A 23,324-nucleotide genomic window follows, 5' to 3' on the forward strand; every position below is an offset into this window, starting at 1 on the left:
AACGTAGGCCGGGTAAGCGTCAGCGCCACCCGGCAACAGCGATGCAAACGTAGGCCGGGTAAGCGTTAGCGCCACCCGGCAACCGCATCAGACAGACGTCCGTCCAAACGCCCCCTGCCAGTCCTGCTCAAACTTCACAATTGCCGCATCCACGGCCGGAGAGGTAATAAACTGCTGCGCCACGTCCAGCGGCAGCGTGATGGACTCGCACCCTGCCAGCAGGCAGTCCAGCGCCTGGCGCGGGGTTTTAAAGCTCGCCGCCAGCACTTTTGACTGCGGGGCATGCAGGGTCAGCAGCTGTTGCAGTTCGACCACTGTCTGGATCCCATCCCCGCCCTGCGCGTCCACGCGGTTCACGTAAGGAGCCACATACTCAGCCCCCGCCAGTGCGGAGAGCATCCCCTGCGCTGCGCCATACACCGCCGTACCCAGCGTCGGGATCCCTTCTGCTTTCAGCATTTTGATCGCCGCCAGTCCTTCAGCGGTCACGGGCACTTTCACCACCAGGTCATTGATTATCGCGCGCAGTTTACGTGCGTCTTCCACCATTCCCTCGGCGGTCTTCGCCATCACCTGAGCGAACAGCCGGCCCTTGCCGCCCAGCGCGTCGTGCAGCGCGGGCAGCAGCTCTTCCAGAGGCGTTTTACCCGCCGCCACAATGCTTGGGTTAGTGGTCACGCCCGCCAGCGGGAAGATACGCGCCAGCTTTTTGACTGCCGCAACGTCAGATGTGTCGAGATAAAGTTCCATGATGTCACCCTCAAAATTAGCCTGCACTTACCCTATCACAGCAAAACCTGCTCAGGAATTGACCCATATCAAGATAACTTTCATTCGAAAGTAATTTAATCTTCATATGTAATTCGAGGGCAAGACAATGATCTTCAATATACAGCGTTACTCCACCCACGACGGTCCCGGTATTCGAACCGTGGTATTCCTGAAAGGCTGCTCGCTGGGCTGTCGCTGGTGTCAGAACCCGGAAAGCCGCTCCCGCACGCGGGACGTCCTGTTTGATGCCCGTCTGTGCCTGGACGGCTGTGACCTGTGTCAGCAGGCCGCGCCGGGGTGTGTTGAACGCGCGCTGAACGGGCTGGTCATTCATCGTGAGACGCTTAACGACGAGACGCTCACTGCCCTTACCGACTGTTGCCCGACCCAGGCGCTTACCGTCTGCGGTGAAGAGAAGCAGGTGGAGGAGATTATGGCCACCGTGCTGCGCGACAAGCCCTTCTACGACCGCAGCGGCGGCGGGATCACCCTCTCCGGCGGCGAGCCGTTCATGAACCCGGCGCTGGCACATGCCCTGTTTAAAGCCAGCCATGAACAAGGCATTCATACCGCCGTTGAAACCTGCCTTCACGTCCCCTGGCATTATATCGAGCCGTCACTGCCGTATGTCGATCTGTTCCTGGCGGACCTGAAGCATGTGGACAGTGACGTATTCAAACAGTGGACCGATGGCTCAGCCAGACGGATCCTGGACAACCTGAAGCGCCTGGCTGCCGCCGGGAAAAAAATCACCATTCGCGTGCCGCTGATCCAGGGCTTTAACGCCGATGAAGCGTCGGTTACCGCCATTACCAATTTCGCCGCCGACGAACTCGGCGTTCACGATATTCATTTTCTGCCGTATCACACGCTGGGCATGAACAAATACACCCTGCTCGGCCAACCTTACTCTGCCCCTGACAAACCGCTGGATAACCCTGCCCTGCTGGACTTTGCGCAGCAGTACGCCTGCCAGAAAGGGTTAACCGCGACCTTACGAGGATAAACCTATGACAACCCTGAATCTCAACACCCTCAGCGAGCGCATCAAGGCGCACAAAACGGCGCTGGTGCATATCGTTAAGCCGCCGGTCTGTACCGAGCGCGCACAGCATTATACCGAAATGTATCAGCAGCATCTGGACAAGCCGATCCCGGTACGTCGCGCACTGGCCCTCGCCCACCACCTGGCAAAACGCACCATCTGGATCAAGCACGACGAGCTGATTATCGGTAACCAGGCAAGCGAAGTGCGCGCCGCGCCGATTTTCCCGGAATATACCGTCTCCTGGATTGAGAAAGAGATTGACGATCTGGCGGACCGTCCGGGCGCGGGCTTTGCGGTCAGCGAAGAGAATAAACGCGTTCTGCATGCGATCTGCCCGTGGTGGCGCAGCCAGACGGTGCAGGATCGCTGCTACGGTATGTTTACCGACGAGCAGAAAGGCCTGCTGGAAACCGGCATCATCAAAGCGGAAGGCAACATGACCTCCGGTGACGCACACCTGGCGGTGAATTTCCCGCTGGTGCTGGAGAAAGGTCTCGACGGCCTGCGCGCGAAAGTGGCCGAGCGCCGGTCGCGCATCAACCTGACGGTGCTGGACGATCTGCACGGCGACCAGTTCCTGAAAGCCATTGATATCGTGCTGGAAGCCGTAAGCCTGCACATCAAACGCTTTGCCGACCTGGCGCGTGAAATGGCCGCGACAGAAACCCGCGACAGCCGCCGCGACGAGCTGCTGGCCATGGCGGAAAACTGCGACATCATCGCCCACCAACCGCCAAAAACCTTCTGGCAGGCGCTACAGCTGTGCTACTTCATTCAGCTGATCCTGCAAATTGAGTCCAACGGTCACTCCGTCTCCTTTGCCCGTATGGACCAGTACCTTTACCCGTACTACCGCCGCGACGTGGAGCTGGACCAGAGTCTGGATCGCGAGCACGCCATTGAGCTGCTGCACAGCTGCTGGCTGAAGCTGCTGGAAGTGAACAAAATCCGCTCCGGCTCGCACTCCAAAGCCTCTGCGGGCAGCCCGCTGTATCAGAACGTCACCATCGGCGGCCAGAAGCTGGTCAACGGTGAACCGATGGACGCGGTCAACCCGCTCTCTTACGCCATTCTCGAATCCTGCGGCCGTCTGCGCTCCACCCAGCCGAACCTGAGCGTGCGCTACCACGCGGGCATGAGCAACGACTTCCTCGACGCCTGCGTGCAGGTGATCCGCTGCGGCTTCGGAATGCCGGCGTTTAACAACGATGAAATCGTGATCCCGGAATTTATCAAGCTCGGCGTGGAACGAGAGGACGCGTATGACTATGCGGCGATTGGCTGCATCGAAACCGCCGTCGGCGGCAAGTGGGGCTATCGCTGCACCGGCATGAGCTTTATCAACTTCGCCCGCGTGATGCTGGCGGCGCTGGAAGGCGGTCGCGACGCCACCAGCGGCCAGGTGTTCCTGCCGCAGGAAAAAGCGCTTTCTGCCGGTAACTTCGGGAATTTTGATGAGGTCATGGCGGCGTGGGATAACCAGATCCGCTACTACACCCGCAAATCCATTGAGATCGAGTACGTGGTGGACACCATGCTGGAAGAGAACGTCCACGATATTCTCTGCTCGGCGCTGGTGGACGACTGTATCGAACGCGCGAAAAGCATTAAGCAGGGCGGCGCGAAGTATGACTGGGTTTCCGGCCTACAGGTGGGGATCGCCAACCTCGGCAACAGCCTGGCAGCGGTGAAGAAGCTGGTGTTTGACCAGGGCGTTATCGGTCAGCAACAGCTGGCGGCGGCGCTGGCGGATGACTTCGAGGGGCTGACCCACGAGCAGCTGCGCCAGCGCCTGATCAACGGCGCGCCGAAGTACGGTAACGACGACGACAGCGTGGACCTGCTGCTGACCCGTGCCTACGAAACCTACATTGAAGAGCTGAAGCAGTACCATAACCCACGCTACGGCCGCGGCCCGATTGGGGGTAACTACTATGCGGGCACGTCGTCTATCTCCGCAAACGTGCCGTTTGGCGCAGCAACCATGGCAACGCCGGACGGCCGTAAAGCCCACACCCCGCTGGCGGAAGGGGCAAGCCCGGCCTCCGGTACCGACCACCTCGGCCCGACGGCGGTGATTGGCTCCGTGGGTAAACTGCCGACGGAAGCGATTCTCGGCGGCGTACTGCTAAACCAGAAGCTGAACCCGTCGACGCTGGAAAACGACAGCGATCGCCAGAAGCTGATGGTGCTGCTGCGCACCTTCTTCGAGGTGCATAAAGGCTGGCACATTCAGTACAACATCGTCTCCCGCGAAACGCTGCTGGAAGCGAAGAAACACCCGGATCAGTATCGTGACCTGGTGGTGCGCGTGGCGGGCTACTCGGCGTTCTTCACTGCCCTGTCGCCAGATGCGCAGGACGATATTATTGCCCGTACTGAGCATACGCTGTAAAAAAACGCCCGGTGGCGCTTCGCTTACCCGGCCTACATTGTCCCCCCGTAGGCCGGGTAAGGCGAAGCCGCCACCCGGCTTTCTGACTTTCATTCGAAATTAAATTTGTGCTCCCCGTCACCTTGTTATTAGAATGTTTCAAACGCAGTGACCCAGGAGCACAGTATGACCGTAAAAGTTATCGTCACCGATATGGACGGAACTTTCCTTGATGATGCCAAGCAGTACGATCGTGACCGCTTCCAGGCACAGTTTGAGCAGCTTAAAGCCCGCGACATTGAATTTGTTGTCGCCAGCGGCAACCAGTATTACCAGCTCATCTCCTTCTTCCCGGAGCTGAAAGATCAGATCTCCTTCGTCGCGGAAAACGGCGCGCTGGTCTTCGATCACGGCGAACAGATTTTCCACGGCGAACTGACGCGTCATGAGTCGCAAATCGTCATTGGCGAGTTGCTAAAAGACAAAGGGCTGAACTTTGTGGCCTGCGGGCTGGAGAGCGCGTACGTCAGCGATAAAGCACCAGAAGCGTTCGTGAAGCTGATGTCGAAACACTACCATCGCTTAAAACCCATCAGCGATTACCGCGAAATTGACGACGTGCTGTTTAAATTCTCCCTGAACCTGCCGGACAGCGATATCCCGAATCTGGTTGATAAACTGCATGTCTCCCTGGACGGCATCATGAAGCCGGTCACCAGCGGCTTCGGTTTTGTCGATTTGATTATCCCCGGCCTGCACAAGGCCAACGGCATCAGCCGCCTGCTTAAACGCTGGAAAGTCTCACCTCAGGCGTGCGTCGGCATTGGCGACAGCGGCAACGATGCGGAAATGCTGAAGCTGGTGAAATACTCCTTTGCGATGGGCAACGCGGCTGAAAGCATTAAAGAAATCAGCCGCTACAGCACCGATGACAACAACCATCAGGGCGCACTGAACGTGATTCAGGCCGTGCTCGACGCGCACTCCCTGTTCGACGCCTGATCCCCCTACCTGCCGGAGCCTCGCTCCGGCCTCTCACTCTTTTCCCATCCTGTGGCACCCGTCAAGGTTTTAAACTTGCATTAACTTTTTTTTAACTTAAAGTATCACTTGTAGACACTTTTACTTTCGAATGAAAGATGCGAGGCAGTTATGACCTTTACCAGCGAAACGTTGCCAGCGGACCATAAAGCGGCAATCCGTCAGATGAAACGTGAATTACGCGCGCAGATCGGCGACGTGCAGGCGGTGTTCGACCGGCTCAGCGATAAAATCGCCACCCGCGTGGCGGAAATCAACGCTCTCAAAAACAAAGGCGAAACCGTCTGGCCAGCGATCCCTTTTGCCGACGTGAAAAACGGCACGATCACCGCCGAACAGCGCGAAGCCGTTAAACGTCGCGGCTGCGCGGTGATCAAAGGCCACTTCCCGCGCGAGCAGGCGCTGGCGTGGGATCAGTCGATGCTCGACTACCTCGATCTGAACAAATTTGACGAGGTGTACAAAGGACCCGGCGATAACTTCTTCGGCACCTTAACGGCCTCTCGTCCGGAGATTTATCCGATCTACTGGTCTCAGGCGCAAATGCAGGCGCGCCAGAGTGAAGAGATGGCGCAGGTACAGTCATTCCTGAACCGTTTATGGACATTTGAGAGCAACGGTAAACAGTGGTTCGACCCGGACGTGAGCGTGATTTACCCTGACCGCATCCGCCGCCGCCCGCCGGGAACCACCTCGAAAGGACTTGGCGCACACACCGATTCTGGCGCGCTGGAGCGCTGGCTGCTGCCCGCTTATCAGCAGGTCTTTGCCCGCGTGTTTGACGGCAACGTCGAGAAATACGATCCGTGGAATGCCGCGCATCGTACCGAAGTGGAAGAGTACACCGTCGATAATACCACCAAATGCTCGGTGTTCCGCACCTTCCAGGGCTGGACGGCGCTGTCGGACATGATCCCCGGCCAGGGGCTGCTGCACGTGGTGCCGATCCCGGAGGCAATGGCCTATATTCTGCTGCGTCCGCTGCTGGACGACGTGCCGGAAGACGAGCTGTGCGGCGTGGCGCCGGGGCGTGTGCTGCCGATTTCTGAGAAGTGGCACCCGCTGCTGATCGAAGCGTTAACCAGCATTCCGGCGCTGGAAGCCGGTGATTCCGTGTGGTGGCACTGCGATGTGATCCACTCCGTCGCGCCGGTGGAAAATCAGCAGGGCTGGGGCAACGTGATGTACATTCCTGCCGCGCCGATGTGCGAGAAGAATCTCGCCTATGCGAAAAAGGTCAAGGAAGCGCTGGAAACCGGCGCGTCACCGGGCGATTTCCCGCGCGAGGATTATGAGAAAAGCTGGCAGGGCCGCTTTACCGTGGCCGATCTCAGCATCCACGGCAGGCGCGCGCTGGGCATGGCTTAACCGTCATACAGCCCTTCCCGCTCCACGGCGGTGCGTCGTTTCCCCTGACGTATCCGCCGGACCGACTCCCGCACGGTCAGCGTGCCGTTTAGCAGCAATGTTCCCACCGGCGCGTCCGGGCGCATCAGCCGCTGCTGGAGCATATGCACCGCTTCCGTTCCCAGTTCATCACGCGGAACATGTACCGCGGTTAAGGGCACATCCTGAATCGCGGCGAGATTAAACCCGTCAATGCTCATCACCGAGACATCCTGCGGCACGCGCAGACCGTGTTTTTGCAGCGCGCTGATGGTCCCCGCCGCCATAAAATCACCACCAATCAGGAACGCCGTCGGCAGGTCCTTCCCTTTCTGCTGGTGAAGCCACTCGCTCACCAGCTGCTCCGTCTCTCTGGCGCTGAAGCTGGACACCATCAGCAGGTCGCGCCTGTCGCTGAACCTGAGGTTATGACCGTGCCACGCGTCGCGGATCCCGGACAGGCGCAGCTCCATGGTGTAGCGACGCAGGCACAGCACGTTCATCACCTCCCGGTGCCCCATCTCGAACAGGTACTCTGCCGCCCGCTCGCCAATCGCGCGATGATCCGGCGCGACGGCGGGCAGGCGCATGTGGCGGTCCCGGCAGTTAATCAGCATGCAGGGTTTGCCCATGTCTACCGCCAGATCGTGGATATGCGGATCGTCGATACCGAGGAGGATCGCCGCCTGAGTGTCCGCTTCGTTCATACGGGCCAGAAACAGCTGGGCATCGCTGTCGTTCTCCTCCAGCGCACAGTAGCGCAGACGCACCTCGTGCGAGGCCAGCCCTTTGCTCACGCTCTGGATGACGCGGTAGTAAAAGATGTCGGACCGCTCGTCAAACGCCCGCTGCGGGGCAAACACCACCAGGCTGTTAAGCAGCAGACGCCCCGCCGCCATGCCGTCCATTACCCCCAGCTCCCGCGCGCACGCCAGCACCTTTGCCCGTACTTTTTCGCTGGTGTTTGCCTTCCCCGCCAGCACGCGAGAAACGGTGCTGATGGAGAGCTGCGTCCGGGCGGCGATTTCGGTGATTTTAAGCCTTTTGTCCATTTTGTGATCTGGCTCCGGATGTGAAATGAAAAAATTTTCACAACATGTTTATCAGGTAATAACTTGCGAGAAGGCCATAATGCCGAAAATTAAACCTCAGTTATGAGAAAGTTTACACAAAATCCACTATTCCCTGCCCAATTTCTTTCTTAAGGTGAACCTGTCACACAACTTCCATACTAGTTGTATAGCAGCTTAGCGCTCTAAAACAGATAACTTTCAAACGCCTGACGCTGTGTGACACCTGAACCTTTGTCCCCTTACCGTCCGTCTTGTGGAGAAGAAAATGAGTCAGGACATCAATAACACCGTTGCGACAAGCAAAACACGTCGCGTCATCAGGAACCTGCGCTGGTACGTACTGGTGCTGTTTCTTCTCGGCGTGACCGTTAACTACATCACCCGTAACTCGTTAGGTATTCTCGCCCCTGAGCTGAAAGAGAGCCTCGGGATCACCACCGAGCAGTACTCCTGGATCGTCGGCGCGTTCCAGATCGCCTACACCATTTTCCAGCCCCTGTGCGGCTGGCTGATTGACGTTATCGGCCTGAAAATCGGCTTTATGGTCTGCGCCGGGATCTGGGCGCTGATGTGTATCTTCCACGCGGGTGCCGGAAGCTGGCTGCACCTGGCGATTCTGCGCTTCTTTATGGGTGCCTCTGAGGCCGCCGCCACGCCAGCGAACGCCAAAACCATCGGTGAATGGTTCCCGAAATCAGAGCGCCCTGTTGCCGCAGGCTGGGCGGGGGTAGGCTTCTCCATTGGGGCCATGCTGGCCCCGCCTATCATCTACTTTGCTCACGCGTCGTTCGGCTGGCAGGGTGCGTTTATGTTTACCGGCGTGCTGGCGCTGCTGTGGGTGATCCTGTGGTGGGCGTTTTATCACAACCCGGAACAGCACCCAAACCTGAGCCGCGATGAGCTGGCGTTTATCAAGCAGGATAACGAACCTGCGCCGGTCAAACTGCCCTTCCTGACCGCGCTGAAAACCGTCTCGAAGAACAAACGGTTCTACGGCATCGCCATCCCGGCCTTTATGGCGGAACCGGCCTGGGCCGTGCTGAGCTTCTGGGTGCCGCTGTACCTCGCCAAAGAGCACGGCATGGATTTGAAACAGATCGCGATGTTCGCCTGGCTGCCGTTCCTGGCCGCCGACCTCGGCAGCGTCGCGAGCGGCTACCTGACCCGGCTCTACACCCGCTGGTTTGGCTGCACCCGCGTCAACTCGGTGGTAGCCAGCTCCGTCACCGGCGCGTTTCTAATGATTTCTCTGGCCGTCGTGGCCGTGACCCGCGACCCGTATATCACCATCGTGCTGATCTCCATCGGCGGCTTCGGGCACCAGATCATCTCCTGCATGCTGAGCGCCCTGGTCGTGGAGTCGTTCGACAAAGGCCAGATGGCGACCGTCAACGGCATGCGCGGCTCGGCGGCGTGGATCGCCAGCTTCCTGTTCTCACTGTTAATCGGTGTGACCGCCGACAAAATCGGCTTTAACCCGCTTTTTATTGCCATGGGCTTCTTTGACCTGATTGGCGCTGTCTTCCTGGTAGCATTTATTGCTGAACGTCGCGCCAAGCGCGCCTGATAGTGGATGTATTGCATATGAAAACCCTGAAAAACTGGACCGTAGATAAGCAGTCAGCAAACCATCTGGAACTGCTGGTCGATAATCAGCACCGCCTGTGTCTGTATGTGCTGGAAGAGAATCTGTTCCGTGTGCTGATCAAACGTAAAGGCGAGCTGGCGCTGAACCGCACCTGGAGCATCGCGCCGGAACAAGATGTGCCGTGGGAAGGCCGCCGTCGTGACGATGTCAGCGGCTTCACCTGCCCTGCCTGGACGCTGACGCAGCAGGACGACACATTAACCGTAGCGACTGAACAGCTGCGCGTCACCGTCCACCAGCCGCTGTGGCTGGAGTGGCACTACCGCAATGAGGCGGGCGAGTGGCAGCTGCTGGTCAATGACCGCCCGACCAGCGCCTACCTGCTGAACGCCCACGGTGACGGCGTGGCGCACTATCTTAGCCGTCGTAAGGATGAACGTTTTTACGGTCTGGGTGAGAAAGCGGGCGATTTACAGCGCAACGGCAAACGTTATGAGATGCGTAACCTGGACGCGATGGGCTATAACGCGGCCAGCACCGATCCGCTGTACAAGCACATCCCGTTCACCCTCACCCGTCGCGATGACGTGAGCTACGGTCTGTTCTACGATAACCTGAGCAGTTGCTGGCTGGATCTGGGTAACGAGATCGACAACTATCACACTGCCTACCGCCGCTGGCAGGCGGAAGCGGGCGATATTGACTACTACCTCTTCACCGGCAAGCGCGTGCTGGACGTGACCAAAGCCTTCGTGCGCCTGACGGGGAAAACGCTGTTCGGACCGAAATGGAGCCTGGGCTACAGCGGCTCGACCATGCACTACACCGACGCGCCGGACGCGCAAAACCAGCTGATGAACTTCATCCGCCTGTGCGATGAGCATGCCATTCCGTGCGACTCGTTCCAGCTCTCCTCCGGCTATACCTCGATTAACGGCAAGCGCTACGTCTTTAACTGGAACTACGACAAAGTGCCGCAGCCGAAGGTGATGAGCCAGGCGTTCCACGACGCGGGGCTGCGGCTTGCGGCCAACATCAAGCCGTGTCTGTTGCAGGATCATCCCCGCTACAGCGAAGTGGCGGAACGCGGCCTGTTCATTCGTGATTCAGAAACCGATGCGCCTGAACGTTCCAGCTTCTGGGATGACGAAGGATCGCACCTTGACTTTACTAACCCGCAGACGGTGCAGTGGTGGCAGAACGGCGTGACCACGCAGCTGCTGGAGATGGGCATCGACTCCACCTGGAACGACAACAACGAGTATGAAGTGTGGGACGGGGAAGCGCGCTGCTATGGCTTCGGTCAGGAGATCGCCATCAAGCACATTCGCCCGGTGATGCCGCTGCTGATGATGCGCGCCTCGCTGGAAGCGCAGCAGCGCTTTGCGCCGGAGAAACGTCCGTATCTGATCTCCCGCTCCGGCTGTGCCGGGATGCAGCGCTACGTCCAGACCTGGAGCGGCGATAACCGCACCAACTGGGACACCCTGCGCTATAACATCCGCATGGGGTTAGGCATGAGCCTGTCCGGACTGTTCAACGTCGGTCACGACGTCGGCGGTTTCTCCGGCGACAAGCCGGATGCCGAGCTGTTCGTGCGCTGGGTACAGAACGGCGTGATGCACCCGCGCTTTACCATCCATTCGTGGAACGATGATCACACGGTGAACGAGCCGTGGATGTACCCGGGCGTCACGCCTGCGATTCGCAGCGCCATTGAACTGCGCTACCGCCTGCTGCCGTATCTCTACACCCTGCTCTGGCAGGCGCACGCCGACGACGAGCCGATGCTGCGCCCGACCTTCCTCGATCATGAGCACGATGCGCAGACGTTTGAAGAGTGCGACGACTTCCTGCTGGGCCGTGACCTGCTGGTGGCCAGCGTCGTCGAAGCCGGGCAGCGCGAGCGCCGCGTCTGGCTGCCGGATAACGAAACCGGCTGGTACGATTTTTACACTCACGCGTGGTATGCGGGCGGGCAATCGATTGTCCTTGATGCGCCGCTGGAAAAGCTGCCGCTGCTGGTACGCGCCGGGGCCGGTTTGCCGCTCAGCGAACGCATCCGTCACGTGAGCGCAGATAAAGACGATACCCGTGAGCTGAAACTGTTCCCGGTGAAAGGCGTCGGCACCACCGCCGGGCTGCTGTTTGAGGATGACGGCGAAAGCTGGGGCTACCAGAACGGCAATGCGCTGTGGGTGGAATGGGAGATGGTGTGCGACGGCGCAAGTATCAACCTGAAGGTGAATGCGCGCGGCGACTATCGTCCGGCATGGAAGGCGCTGAAGGTGTCATTACCGGCGGGGGAAAAACGTACGTTGCGGGTGAACGGAGTTGAAGGGGGCGAGTGGGTGGTGTAGTGCGGCCTGTTGCCCTCACCCTAACCCTCTCCCACAGGGAGAGGGGATAGAACGTAGGCCGGGTAAGGCGAAGCCGCCACCCGGCTATTTTTTTAACTCTCGATACCTTTACTGCGCAGGTAATCTTCGTAGTTACCGGTGAAGTCCACCACGCGCTCTGGCGTAATTTCGATCACGCGGGTCGCCAGCGAGCTGACGAACTCCCGGTCGTGAGAGACGAAGATCAGGGTGCCCTGATACATCTCCAGCGCCATGTTCAGCGACTCAATAGATTCCATATCCAGGTGGTTAGTCGGTTCGTCCATCACCAGAATATTCGGTTTTTCCATCATCAGCTTGCCGAACAGCATACGGCCCTTTTCACCACCGGAGAGCACTTTGGCGGGCTTTTTGATGTCGTCCTGGCTGAACAGCAGACGCCCCAGAATGCTGCGTACCGCTTGTTCGTCGTCGCCTTCCTGCTTCCACTGGCTCATCCAGTCGAAGACGGTCAGATCGTTTTCAAACTCATATTCATGGTCCTGCGCGTAGTAACCAATCTGCGCGTTTTCAGACCATTTCACGGTACCGTTATCCGGTTGCAGTTCACCCACCAGGGTTTTCAGCATAGTGGATTTACCCACGCCGTTGGCCCCGAGGATGGCAATCTTCTCGCCCACTTCCAGCAGCAGGTTGAAGTTTTTGAACAGCGGGCCTTCATCGAAGCCTTTGGTGAGGGCTTCCACTTCCAGCGCGTTACGGAACAGCTTCTTGTCCTGCTCGAAGCGGATGAACGGGTTCTGACGGCTGGAGGCTTTAACCTCTTCCAGCTTGATTTTGTCGATCTGACGGGCACGCGACGTTGCCTGGCGCGATTTAGAGGCGTTGGCGCTGAAGCGGCTGACGAAGGATTGCAGGTCAGCAATCTGCGCTTTCTTCTTGGCGTTGTCGGCCAGCAGACGCTCGCGCGCCTGGGTTGCCGCCGTCATGTACTCATCGTAGTTGCCCGGATAAACGCGCAGCTCGCCGTAGTCCAGATCCGCCATGTGAGTACACACCATGTTCAGGAAGTGACGGTCGTGCGAGATGATGATCATGGTGCTGTCGCGATCGTTCAGCGTCTGCTCCAGCCAGCGGATGGTGTCGATGTCCAGGTTGTTCGTCGGTTCGTCGAGCAGCAGGATGTCCGGGTTAGAGAACAGCGCCTGCGCCAGCAGCACACGCAGCTTCCAGCCTGGCGCGACTTCGCTCATCGGGCCGTAATGCTGTTCAACCGGAATACCGACGCCCAGCAGCAGTTCGCCCGCACGCGCTTCCGCAGAGTAGCCGTCCATTTCGCCGTATTGCGTTTCCAGGTCGGCCACTTTGTAACCGTCTTCTTCGCTCATCTCAGCGAGACCGTAGATACGATCGCGCTCCTGCTTCACTTCCCACAGCTCCGCGTGCCCCATGATCACGGTGTCGAGCACGGTGAACTCTTCGAAGGCGAACTGATCCTGACGCAGCTTACCGATGCGCTCGTTAGGGTCGAGCGACACGTTACCGAGCGTTGGCTCCAGGTCACCGCCGAGGATCTTCATAAAGGTGGATTTTCCGCTACCGTTGGCACCAATCAGGCCGTAACGGTTGCCGCCGCCAAATTTGACGGAAATGTTTTCGAACAGCGGCTTACTGCCAAACTGCATAGTGACGTTGCTGGTAACTAACACGGAGAGATTCCTGCGAAAAGTGTGATAAACGCGGCATTATGCCACAATTCCGAATTGAGATCCCGTGTTGCGGTAATCCACTAAACTTTAACAAAATCGAAAAAAATGTGATTTCGTACACATCTGAATTCCCAGTTAACGGGAATGCACATATAATGCGCTCCCATTACCGATTCAGACTTATCAACTCATCGCCAGAATGGCTTAGATACCTCGCATAACATGAACATGAAATTAACAACGCTTTTTGCGGCGGCGTTAGCCGTAGTAGGTTTTTGTAAGACCGCGTCTGCGGTGACGTATCCCCTGCCGACAGACGGAAGCCGTCTGGTGGGTGAAAACCAGGTGGTGACGGTGCCGGAAGGGAACTCTCAGCCGCTGGAATACTTCGCGGCGCAGTATCAGCTCGGTCTGTCGAACATGCTGGAGGCGAACCCGGGCGTTGACCCGTATCTGCCGAAAGCGGGTACCGTACTCAACATTCCACAGCAGCTGATCCTGCCGGATACCGTGCACGAAGGTATCGTGATTAACAGCGCCGAAATGCGTCTGTATTACTACCCGAAAGGCACCAACACCGTGATCGTGCTGCCTATCGGTATCGGTCAGCTGGGTAAAGACACTCCGCTGAACTGGACCACCAAAGTGGAGCGTAAGAAAGCGGGCCCAACCTGGACGCCGACCGCCAAAATGCACGCTGAGTACATTGCTGCCGGCGAACCGCTGCCAGCCGTTGTGCCTGCCGGCCCGGATAACCCGATGGGTCTGTACGCGCTGTACATTGGACGTCTGTATGCCATCCACGGTACTAACGCCAACTTCGGTATCGGCCTGCGCGTAAGCCACGGCTGCGTGCGTCTGCGTAATGAAGACATCAAATTCCTGTTCGATAACGTGCCGGTCGGTACGCGCGTGCAGTTCATTAACGAACCGGTGAAAGCGACGTCAGAGCCGGACGGCAGCCGTTACATTGAAGTGCATAACCCGCTGTCCACCAGCGAAGATCAGATCAACAACAACGAAATCGTACCGATTAAGCTGACCAGCGCGGTGCAGTCCGTCACCTCTCAGGCGGATGTTGATACGACCATCGTTGACCAGGCGATTCAGAACCGTTCCGGTATGCCGGTGCGTCTGAACTAATCGTGAGAATTAAAAAAGCGGGCCGCGGGGCCCGCTTTTTTTTATCCGTTATTCACGATAACGATGCCGCCATGGTCATAGCGATAGTGACAATGGGCGTACTCCAGCGGCGTACCATCTTCAAGATAGATCACCTGCTCTACCTCCAGCACCGGGTCGGTTGGCTCGCAGACAAGGTGTTGCATATCCAGCGCACTGGGCTTCAGCGCCCGCACCACCCGATACGATCCCATGATCTTCAGCCCCAGCGTCTCCTGTACATACCGGAATACCGAACTTTCAAGATGGGTTTTGTTCAGACCGGGCACCAGATTGAGCGGCATTACCGTAGCGTCCAGAGACATCGGCTCACCGTTCAGTAAACGCAGACGGATAAAGTCATAGATCGGCGTATCCGGATTTATCATCAGCGATGCCTGCTCTTTCTCGTTCGGGAAGCGCAGTTCGAAGTGCACCACCTGGCTCGTCACCGTGCCTAAATGTTCCCAGGTCTTGGTCGCCCCGAAGTAGTCGCTGCCGGAGAGATCCCACTGGGAAAGCTGGAGGAAATTTTTGCGGATGAACGTGCCCTGCCCCTGTCGGGTATAGACCAGCCCTTCTACGATCAGCTGACGCATCGCCTGCTGAATGGTCATCCGGCTGGTGCTGAACTCCGCCGCCAGCGCAAACTGGTCCGGCAGAGGTTCATTGGCGGCGTACTGCTGGGTGATAATGCGTTTCTTAATTTCCCGCGCTATGGTGATGTACTTCGCCGCCATCGTCCTTCCTTAAATTAGTGTTCTGTCCCGCTGTTTTTCAACGCCACTCGCTCGGCAACTTTGAGGAAAGGCAGGTAGAAGAATACACCAAATACGATGATTGCCAACTGCACCACCACCGCCCGCCAGTCCCCCGCCGTCGCCAGCCAGGCGCTGAGGATCGGCGGGGTCGTCCACGGGATCATCACCACGCAGCGCGACATGAGCCCCAGCGTGGTACAGAGCCACGCAAAGTAAATCCCGATAGCGGGCAGCAGCACAAACGGGATCATCAGCGGCAGGTTGAAGACTATCGGCAGGCCGAAAATCACCGGCTCGTTGATGTTAAACAGACCCGGCGCCAGCGACAGACGCGCCACCTGCTTCGCTGATTTCTGTCTTGAGAAGATGAAGATAGCAATCAGCAATGAGATAGTGCTGCCCGTCCCGCCCACCATGCCAAAGGTCGGCACAAAGATGTTGTTGATGATGTGCGGGATCGGCTGGCCGTTGGCAAAGGCCAGCATATTCTCATTGGTATTGATCAGCAGGAATGGCTCCAGCACCACGCTGTTGACCACCGACTGATGAATACCGAGCGTGAACAGGAAGTTACCGAAGCTGTAAATGAAGATCGTCCCGGGCAGGCTGGTGTTGATCAGCCGCAGCGGCTGCTGAATAAATGTCGTAATGAGATGGATCAGATCCGTGTGCAGCACGTTCGCCAGTATAGCCGCCAGCACCGCAAACAGGGAGAGCGTGAGGATCGTCGGGATCAGCGCGGTAAAGGATTTGCTCACCGCTGGCGGTACGTTCTCCCCCAGAGAAATGTGCAGCGCCTTCAGCCGTGAAATGGCGATAAACAGCTCGGTTGAGAGCAGCCCAATCAGCACCCCGGCGAAAATCCCGGTGGAGCCGATATTGGCGAACGTCAGCACCTGGGTAACGTTTACCGTGGCGTCGCTGCCGACGGGAGTAATCTGTAAGCGCATCGGCATCATGATGATGAAACTGCTGACGGCGATAACCACTGCCGAGACCGGATTGTCGAAATCTTTGTTGCGCGCCAGCGACCAGGCGATCATCGGCGCTAGCAGCAGCGCGGCGATGTTCAGCGTGCCGTTGATGATCGCCTCGCCCCACACCTTAAACTGCGTGAGCGTGTCGCCCTCTAAGATCCAGGGAAACACCACGTTGTTCACCAGCACCGCCAGACCGGCAAGGATGAAAATCGGCATTACCGTGGCGAAGGCATCGCGCAGGGAGCGAAGATGCACCTGGTTTGCCAGGCGCGCCGAGAACTCAACAAATTTATCGACAAAAGACTGCATGTGCGGTGTTATTTTTGTTTCAGACATAGCGGATAGTTCCCATCAATCAGTCACAAAAACGGCCCGGCAGCGTACGGCTTACATCTCGCGTCCGTTGGTATGGATTACCTGTTTTAACCACGCATAGCTCTTCTTCGGCACGCGCTTCAGGTCTTTCAGGTCGTGATTTTCACGGTTGACGTAGACCACGCCGTAGCGCTTGCGCATGTCACCCTGGGAGCTGAGAATGTCAATCAACCCCCAGCCGAGATAGCCCAATACCTCTGCCCCGTCCTCGAACATCGCCTCTTTCATGGCCTCGATATGCGCCCGGTGGTAGTCGATGCGGTAGGTATCCTCTATGGGGTTTACGCCATCCCAGGACTCAATCACCCCAATGCCGTTCTCAATCGGGAATACTGGCATCCGCCAGTCGTTGGCATAGCGGGTGATGATGGTGCGAAAGCCCAGCGGATCGATCTGCCAGTTCCACTCGGTGGCCTTCAGGTACGGATTGTTTTTCTCGCCGTGCAGCAGGTAATAGCTCACCGGCGTGCCTTCCGGGATGGCATCGCTGTCCAGCGTTTTGCTGGCGTAGTAGCTGAAGGCCATAAAGTCGTTCTTCGTTCGCGCAAACAGCGCGAGATCGTCTGCGCGGTAGATATCGCCGAAGCCTTCCTGCTCCACCACCGCCATCACCGCCGGGCTGTAGCCCTGGCCCGCGAAGACGCGCAGCAGGTTCTGGTTGAGGAATTCGTCGTACTGCTGGGCGCAGAAGATGTCACGCGGTTTGCAGGTGGCCGGATAAATCAGCTGGTGCGCCAGCATGCCGCCCATCAGCTTGCCCGGCTTAGTCTGGTGCAGGTACTCGGTCAGCGCCATGTGCGCCACCATGGTGTGATGCTGCACTTCGTACAGCTCGCGCAGGGTTTCCTCCCCCTTCATATAGCCGGAGATGCGGAAGGCTATCGGCATGTGGAAAATATTCTGCTCGTTAAAGGTCAGCCAGTACTTCACCCGGTCACCAAAGCAGTCGATCATCTTTTTGCCGTAGCGGATAAACGCCTCCACGACGCGACGATCGTTAAATCCGTTGTACTCCTGCGCCAGCGCCAGCGGCATATCGAAGTGGTAGAGGCAGACCATCGGCTCGATACCGCGGGCGATCAGATCGTCGATAAAACGGTCATAAAACGCGATGCCTTCGGCGTTGAACTCGCCGTCACCCTGCGGGCAGACGCGGCTCCAGGAGATCTGGAAGCGGTAGCAGTTCATGCCCAGATCCTGCATCAGGTCGAAATCTTCCCGGTAGCGGTGGTAGGAGTCGGTGGCCACTTTCCAGTCAGAGATATTTTCACCGGCTTCGCGAATGTCGTACACCGACATCCCCTTTCCGCCCTCATTCCAGGCCCCTTCCGTCTGCATGCTCGACACCGAGTTGCCCCATAAGAAGTTGGCTGGCAGTGATTGATTCATGGTTGCCTCCTATATGACTAGTCATTTAAATGATATGACTAGTCATATAGCCGGAGATGAAATTTCGATCAAAGGGGAGGAGCGATTTTTGTGAGATGGGTTTGAATAATGACGAGGGATCTCTTGCGAACTGCGCCCTGGCAGCAAGTCATATTGCTGCCAGACGTAAATGAGTCTGCGCAATTCAGGGGAAAGATACCGAACCGCCGAACTCCATATAGATTTTTGCCAGATTATTTAACTGGTTAAAGCGATTTTCATACAGTGCCAGTTCGGCCTGACGGCGTTTCTCCTGAGCATCAAGCCAGAAAGAAATTCGCACCGCGCCCTGGCGATAGCGAACTTCGTTTAACCTCTCTGATTTTTTCGCCAGTTCCAGGCCTTCACGTAGAAGCGTCTCCTGTTCCAGGAGTTGATGACGCAAAGCAAGCGCATCTTCTATGCTACTCATCGCCTTGTAAAGTTCCTGTTTAAACTCCAGAACCCGTTGCTCGTAGTCGTTGCGGGCAATCTTCACGTCCATGCCCCTTTCTCTCCATTCCAGGAACGGCAGGGTCAGGTTTGCTCCAACAGAGCCTACAGGATTTTCCAGGAAGGCCATAAGGCTGCTGCTGGTGCCAAGCGAGCCGGTCAGACTAAACGCTGGATAAAATGCAGTACGCTGGACATCAACGGTGGCCAATGCTTCCCGTACCCGCCACTCTTTAGCGCTGATATCGGGTCGATGCCGCAGCACGTTGACCGGGATCTTTCCACTGACCTGCGGCAGTGGTCCCATTGGTAACGTTTTCGGTTCGACTATCGCGCTGCCCGGCGCGGTTCCAAGCAAAACGGCTTGCTGATTGAGCGCCTGTAAACGTTCATTCTTCAACGCCGCCAGCCTGTTTTCCTGCGAAAGCACGCCCTGCTGAGCATCCACAACATCCAGAGAGGAGGCACCGCCCGCGGCATAGCGCGCGTTAGCCAGGCGCAGCGTCTCTTTTGCATAGTCGATGCTTTGTTGCAGGACAGACAGCTGCTGGTTAATAAAGCCTAAGCGCCAGTAATTATTACTGGCATTTGAAAGCAGCGTCAGGCGTGCAGAACGCAGATCCTCTTCCGAGGCAAAACGTGCCCACGCCTTCGCATCGCGCTGCCGCGCTATTTTGCCCCACAGATCCAGCTCATAGCTGGTATTAATACTGGCAACGCTGCCCCTGGTCCAGTGGGCTGAGCTGTTCAGCTGTTTTTTACCGTCAAGCGCGAGCGAACCTTTTAGTCCCGGATCGTTTGTGATGCCAATCCGCTCTTCTTCCAGGCGGGCGCCATAAACACGCAATACTGCTCCAGCGACATCGTTATTGCGCACCATCACCTGCCGCAGCCAGCCGTCGAGGTCTGGATCGTTAAAGGCCTGCCAGTCGAACGGCATCCTCTCCTCCGCAGCATCCGCCTGATACCAGTTGGCAGGGTATTTCACCTCAGGAGGCTGATAGTCGCTTTTCAGAGGGTCGGCGCAGCCAGCACTAAGCAGGACAGCAAGGCATACCGTTAAAGGGGATAATATTTTCATGGGTTACTCGCTGGCCAGTGAAACGACCGGATCCATCCTTGCTGCCTTGCGGGCAGGGAGATAACCAAAGATCATGCCGATTAAAGTTGAGCAGAAGAATGCGGCAGCAGCGGCCTGCCACGAATAAATGGCGGTGAAAATGCCCCCTGCCAGCGCGGTGAACAGCGCTCCGGCGGCATACGACAGTGCAATACCTAACACTCCTCCTATTAGACATACCAGCACAGCCTCAATCATAAACTGCTGCATGATATCGCCCTGACGCGCACCGACCGCCATTCGTACGCCAATCTCATGGGTCCGTTCCGTGACCGACACCAGCATGATATTCATCACCCCAATGCTGCCGATCATCAGCGAGATGCAGGCCACCATCAGAATCAGGATGCTAAAGGTCATTGAGGTCCGTTCGATTGATTGTCGAATCTGCTCGAAATTATAAAGCTGGAAGTCTTTCACGCCGTGGCGTTGAGTGAGAAGCTGAGAAATAGCGCTGACCGCTGCCTCGTTGGCAACATCATCCTTAAGCCTTACGCTGATGCTGGTCAACACCGGTTTTCCTGTCATTCGATACATCACCGTGCTGTAAGGCATCCAGACGTTAATGCGATTAGGCGCATAGCTTCGGCTGTTCCCTTTGGCGATGCCGACAACCCGTGCAGGCACGGAACCCAGAAAAACGATTTGCCCAAGTGCCTTGAGTCCCGCATCGTCAAATAACGCCTTGCGGGCGTTTTCATCAATGATGACTTCCTGCGAGGCATTTCGATCGTCCTGGAAAGTTGATCCCTGCAACAGTTCAATACCGTTTACGCGAAAATGATCGCGCCCAACGCCATTGATCGTGGCGGTAGCGGATTTACCCAGAAAGCGAATGTTGTCGGAAGCGTTAACTTCGGGGCTGACGCTGTCAACAAACCCCTGCTTTGCTAATGCTTCGGCGTCTGCCGGGACCAGAGTACGAATGGCTTCAGTGCTGTCGTCAAAGAAATCCCTTCCCGGGTAGATGCTCACCACGTTGGTTCCAAGCTCCTTGATATTATCAAGGGTTCGCTGTTTCGCGCCTTCTCCCAGTGCCACCACCGTAACAACCGCGGCGATACCAAAAATAATGCCCGTCATGGTTAACGTCGTGCGCAGGCGATGCGCATTCATCGCTTTTAACGCCATGTGCAGGGATTCACGGGTACGGTCAACAATACTTTGCCACCAGCTTTGCTGAACGCTGTCAGGTCGTTTAAGGGCAACCCCGGAGGTAACACGACTGCCGGTATCAGAAATAATTTCACCGTCACGCAGCTCAATAATACGGTTAGCATGCTGCGCTACCTTCATATCATGTGTCACCATAACCACGGTATGGCCACGCTGATTCAGTTCACTGAGTATTGACAGTACCTCCTGACCGGACTGCGTATCCAGCGCGCCGGTGGGTTCATCCGCCAGAATGATTTCACCGCCGTTAATCAGCGAGCGGGCAATACTCACACGCTGCTGCTGGCCGCCTGAAAGCTCTCCCGGCTTATGATGTTCACGACCTTCCAGCCCGAGTCTTCCAAGCAATGTCGCCGCGCGCAGACGGCGCTTTTCGCGCTCACTGTTGGCATAAATCGCCGGAATTTCAACGTTACTTAACGCGCTCAGGTCGGGCATTAAATGATAACGCTGGAAGATAAAACCGATGTGCTCACGGCGGATCCTTGCCAGATCGTCAGGTGAAAGCTGGGCGGCATTTTGACCGCTGATAAAGTAATCGCCACAATCAGGGACATCGAGACAGCCCATAATATTCATCAGGGTTGACTTACCGGAACCGGAGGCGCCGATGATCGCGACCATCTCCCCAGCAGCGATAGTCAAATCAATCCCTTTAAGCACGGTGAGATCCTGTCCACCGTTCCTGTAGGTGCGGCTGATGCCCTTGAGTTCTATGATATTACTCAAGATACAAACCCTTCCCCGGGCGCTTTTTCACCCGGCTGCGATAACACAACATGTTCCCCGACTTTTACACCGTCCAGGATCTGGATATCCACACTGTTAGTAATGCCGGTTTTGACCTCACGGGTTTCCAGCCGCTTATCACTGGTCAATATCTGCACGTGCTGTTTGTTGCCACTCACCTTGTGCACAGCCTGAATCGGCACCAGTAACGTATTTTTAGCTTCTCCAGCCAGCAAGGTCACCTGTGCTGTCATGGCAATTCGCAGTCGATTTTCTGGATTGGGGACATCCAGCAGCGCGTTGTAGTACACCGAAGCATTTGACGTGCCTGACCCTGAGGCTGAGCTACTGCTGGCAAGGCTATCATCTTTCATAACCGACTCAGGTGCCAGTTCAACGGTACGTAACGTGGCGTCATAATGCTTATCCGGCTCAGAGAAAATGGTGAATCTGGCTTTCTGTCCCGGTGAAATTCGCGTGATATCCGCCTCAGAGATCTGGGCTTTAATTGTCATCACGTCCAGACGTGCGAGTTTGATAATGGTCGGCGCACTTTGGCTGGAGTTAACCGTTTGGCCCTGTTGGGTGACAACGGCAATAACAATGCCGTCCATGGGAGCAACAACTTTTGTATAACCCAAATCGACCTTTTTCTTGTCAACATCAATTTGCGCCTGGACGAGTTTGGCGTTCAGTGCCGATAACTCAGCGCGGGTACTGGCCAGCGTGGTTTCAGCCGTTTCGAAATCTTCTCTTGAGCTGGCATCCTCATTTAGCATCTGGCGCTGGCGCTTAAAACGCAATGAGGCTTGCTTCAACTGCGCCTGCTTAGCCTGAAGGTCCGCTTTTACCACGTTGAGAGCAGCTTCTGCGTTGCGTAAATCATTACGCTGCGGCACGTCATCAATTTCAGCGATGAGCTGTCCTTTAGTGACACGATCGCCTAACTTCACTTTCAGCGACTTAACCTGGCCAGAAACCTGTGCCCCAACGTTGACCCGCTCAATTGCATCAATTCGACCGGTAGCAAGTACGGCGTTTTCAATATCGCCGATGCGTACTGGAGCGGTAACATACTCAGGAACCTCGGGGCTTCTCAGGAAGAAGAACAAGGCGATGCTAAAAATAATTAGCAGAGCCGCAGCACAGGTCATTACGCGTCGGGGAGGGAATTTTGTTAACATTACGCAGGTTTTCCATAACGATAAACAGCAGTGAATCAGGCATCATAGTAACATCGCCAGTATTTACGGGAGGTAAACCCGCGCTATTTGGTGAAGTAGCGTCATCATAGACCCCCGCCATCAATTACACAGAATCACCAGGTCCGCCTGTAAACCGCCGCAAGCGTGGGATTTTGTGCCTAAATCCACAGAGTCCCCTTTTGCTGAGCCCCACCTGCGATTTTTCCCATAATCGATTCATTGTGCATTAAGTGCTTAATTATAGTTGCAACTCACATATGATAATAGTAATTATTATCATTAGCATTTGCACTGATGGTTTATCTGGCAAGGTATACAGAGGTATCAGGAAACAAGCCTCTCCAGGTTTGTTGAACGGTCTCACACTCAACAAATGCATCTGAACACCGCGGCGTGGCAGCACGACGCCGCCTGGGCTGTTCAAAAGGACAACGGCGCGTAAGCGTTAATGGAAGCCGGGACAAGGAATTCCCGATTCACCAGCCTACGTCACGGAATAGTCAGCGACAGGACCGTTCGTAAGGCTGGTGAAACTCAAAAAGGACGCAGCGTCTGTCAAAGCAGGCTTAACGAAAATTAACGTCCTGCTGCTGGCATATGACTGCGTCGACTTCCTGATTTAGTTCGT

16 protein-coding genes are annotated in these 23,324 nt (G+C 56.6%); 7 read left to right on the forward strand and 9 right to left on the reverse strand.

Going from position 1 to position 23,324, the window contains the following annotated elements; all coding sequences use genetic code 11:
* Positions 1-87 precede the first annotated feature (87 nt).
* Positions 88-750: a fructose-6-phosphate aldolase gene (gene fsa / locus SK54_RS16440; protein WP_017693747.1), complete on the reverse strand. Its 663-nt coding sequence runs from the start codon at positions 748-750 to the stop codon at positions 88-90.
* Positions 751-877: 127 nt separating this feature from the next.
* Here fsa and SK54_RS16445 point away from each other — a divergent pair, with 127 nt between their 5' ends.
* From SK54_RS16445 to SK54_RS16460, 4 genes are all read left to right on the forward strand, one after another.
* Positions 878-1,777: a glycyl-radical enzyme activating protein gene (locus SK54_RS16445; protein ID WP_017384897.1), complete on the forward strand. Its 900-nt coding sequence runs from the start codon at positions 878-880 to the stop codon at positions 1,775-1,777.
* A gap of 4 nt (positions 1,778-1,781) precedes the next feature.
* A complete protein-coding gene (locus SK54_RS16450; protein ID WP_048247608.1) occupies positions 1,782-4,214 on the forward strand; it encodes a formate C-acetyltransferase/glycerol dehydratase family glycyl radical enzyme in 2,433 nt (810 codons plus the stop codon).
* 165 nt (positions 4,215-4,379) lie between these two features.
* Positions 4,380-5,195, forward strand: coding sequence for a Cof-type HAD-IIB family hydrolase (locus SK54_RS16455; RefSeq protein ID WP_048247610.1), 816 nt, complete (start codon positions 4,380-4,382; stop codon positions 5,193-5,195).
* A gap of 150 nt (positions 5,196-5,345) precedes the next feature.
* Entirely contained in the window at positions 5,346-6,602 is a 1,257-nt protein-coding gene (locus SK54_RS16460) for a DUF1479 domain-containing protein (protein WP_048247612.1), read from the forward strand.
* Here the strand turns inward: SK54_RS16460 and SK54_RS16465 are convergent.
* Positions 6,599-7,672 (reverse strand): LacI family DNA-binding transcriptional regulator, encoded by a 1,074-nt coding sequence (locus SK54_RS16465; protein ID WP_048247614.1) that lies wholly within the window; start codon positions 7,670-7,672, stop codon positions 6,599-6,601. The genes SK54_RS16460 and SK54_RS16465 overlap by 4 nt on opposite strands.
* A 286-nt stretch (positions 7,673-7,958) precedes the next feature.
* Between SK54_RS16465 and SK54_RS16470 the strand changes: the two genes are divergently transcribed.
* Together SK54_RS16470 and SK54_RS16475 are read left to right on the forward strand one after the other, a co-directional pair.
* Complete coding sequence (locus SK54_RS16470) at positions 7,959-9,260, forward strand: MFS transporter (RefSeq protein WP_015571039.1); 1,302 nt, start codon at positions 7,959-7,961, stop codon at positions 9,258-9,260.
* A gap of 17 nt (positions 9,261-9,277) precedes the next feature.
* Complete coding sequence (locus SK54_RS16475) at positions 9,278-11,641, forward strand: glycoside hydrolase family 31 protein (protein WP_048247616.1); 2,364 nt, start codon at positions 9,278-9,280, stop codon at positions 11,639-11,641.
* Between the two features lie 92 nt (positions 11,642-11,733).
* Here SK54_RS16475 and SK54_RS16480 read toward each other — a convergent pair whose 3' ends face one another.
* Positions 11,734-13,329 carry an ABC-F family ATPase gene (locus tag SK54_RS16480; RefSeq protein ID WP_003858434.1) on the reverse strand — a complete coding sequence of 532 codons (1,596 nt, stop codon included), beginning with the start codon at positions 13,327-13,329 and terminating at the stop codon, positions 11,734-11,736.
* Between the two features lie 222 nt (positions 13,330-13,551).
* On the opposite strand from SK54_RS16480, the gene ldtB reads away from it, so the two are divergent.
* Positions 13,552-14,472 carry a L,D-transpeptidase gene (ldtB, locus tag SK54_RS16485; protein WP_015571042.1) on the forward strand — a complete coding sequence of 307 codons (921 nt, stop codon included), beginning with the start codon at positions 13,552-13,554 and terminating at the stop codon, positions 14,470-14,472.
* Positions 14,473-14,513: 41 nt separating this feature from the next.
* Here the strand turns inward: ldtB and SK54_RS16490 are convergent, their stop codons facing one another.
* From SK54_RS16490 to SK54_RS16515, 6 genes are all read right to left on the reverse strand, one after another.
* Positions 14,514-15,230 carry a GntR family transcriptional regulator gene (locus SK54_RS16490; RefSeq protein WP_015571043.1) on the reverse strand — a complete coding sequence of 239 codons (717 nt, stop codon included), beginning with the start codon at positions 15,228-15,230 and terminating at the stop codon, positions 14,514-14,516.
* Positions 15,231-15,244: 14 nt separating this feature from the next.
* Positions 15,245-16,567: a PTS sugar transporter subunit IIC gene (locus SK54_RS16495; RefSeq protein WP_023296170.1), complete on the reverse strand. Its 1,323-nt coding sequence runs from the start codon at positions 16,565-16,567 to the stop codon at positions 15,245-15,247.
* Between the two features lie 51 nt (positions 16,568-16,618).
* Positions 16,619-17,995, reverse strand: coding sequence for a glycoside hydrolase family 1 protein (locus tag SK54_RS16500; protein ID WP_048247618.1), 1,377 nt, complete (start codon positions 17,993-17,995; stop codon positions 16,619-16,621).
* A gap of 184 nt (positions 17,996-18,179) precedes the next feature.
* Positions 18,180-19,547: a macrolide efflux RND transporter outer membrane subunit EtsC gene (locus SK54_RS16505; protein ID WP_048247620.1), complete on the reverse strand. Its 1,368-nt coding sequence runs from the start codon at positions 19,545-19,547 to the stop codon at positions 18,180-18,182.
* Between the two features lie 3 nt (positions 19,548-19,550).
* Positions 19,551-21,491, reverse strand: coding sequence for a MacB family efflux pump subunit (locus SK54_RS16510; protein ID WP_023296167.1), 1,941 nt, complete (start codon positions 21,489-21,491; stop codon positions 19,551-19,553).
* A complete protein-coding gene (locus SK54_RS16515) occupies positions 21,488-22,675 on the reverse strand; it encodes a macrolide efflux RND transporter periplasmic adaptor subunit EtsA (protein WP_048247623.1) in 1,188 nt (395 codons plus the stop codon). Before SK54_RS16515 ends, SK54_RS16510 begins: the two co-directional genes overlap by 4 nt.
* Positions 22,676-23,324: the final 649 nt, after the last annotated feature.

Origin of the sequence: Enterobacter sp. MGH120, from assembly GCF_001037725.1 — a bacterium.
In the GTDB taxonomy this organism is placed as follows: Bacteria; Pseudomonadota; Gammaproteobacteria; order Enterobacterales; family Enterobacteriaceae; genus Enterobacter; species Enterobacter hormaechei_C.

Excerpts from the sequence above, each read along its gene's own strand:
- fsa (WP_017693747.1), bottom strand. The coding sequence starts at position 750 with ATGGAACTTTATCTCGACACATCTGACGTTGCGGCAGTCAAAAAGCTG.
- SK54_RS16445 (WP_017384897.1), top strand. The coding sequence starts at position 878 with ATGATCTTCAATATACAGCGTTACTCCACCCACGACGGTCCCGGTATT.
- SK54_RS16450 (WP_048247608.1), top strand. The coding sequence starts at position 1,782 with ATGACAACCCTGAATCTCAACACCCTCAGCGAGCGCATCAAGGCGCAC.
- SK54_RS16455 (WP_048247610.1), top strand. The coding sequence starts at position 4,380 with ATGACCGTAAAAGTTATCGTCACCGATATGGACGGAACTTTCCTTGAT.
- SK54_RS16460 (WP_048247612.1), top strand. The coding sequence starts at position 5,346 with ATGACCTTTACCAGCGAAACGTTGCCAGCGGACCATAAAGCGGCAATC.
- SK54_RS16465 (WP_048247614.1), bottom strand. The coding sequence starts at position 7,672 with ATGGACAAAAGGCTTAAAATCACCGAAATCGCCGCCCGGACGCAGCTC.
- SK54_RS16470 (WP_015571039.1), top strand. The coding sequence starts at position 7,959 with ATGAGTCAGGACATCAATAACACCGTTGCGACAAGCAAAACACGTCGC.
- SK54_RS16475 (WP_048247616.1), top strand. The coding sequence starts at position 9,278 with ATGAAAACCCTGAAAAACTGGACCGTAGATAAGCAGTCAGCAAACCAT.
- ldtB (WP_015571042.1), top strand. The coding sequence starts at position 13,552 with ATGAACATGAAATTAACAACGCTTTTTGCGGCGGCGTTAGCCGTAGTA.
- SK54_RS16490 (WP_015571043.1), bottom strand. The coding sequence starts at position 15,230 with ATGGCGGCGAAGTACATCACCATAGCGCGGGAAATTAAGAAACGCATT.
- SK54_RS16495 (WP_023296170.1), bottom strand. The coding sequence starts at position 16,567 with ATGTCTGAAACAAAAATAACACCGCACATGCAGTCTTTTGTCGATAAA.
- SK54_RS16500 (WP_048247618.1), bottom strand. The coding sequence starts at position 17,995 with ATGAATCAATCACTGCCAGCCAACTTCTTATGGGGCAACTCGGTGTCG.
- SK54_RS16505 (WP_048247620.1), bottom strand. The coding sequence starts at position 19,547 with ATGAAAATATTATCCCCTTTAACGGTATGCCTTGCTGTCCTGCTTAGT.
- SK54_RS16515 (WP_048247623.1), bottom strand. The coding sequence starts at position 22,675 with ATGTTAACAAAATTCCCTCCCCGACGCGTAATGACCTGTGCTGCGGCT.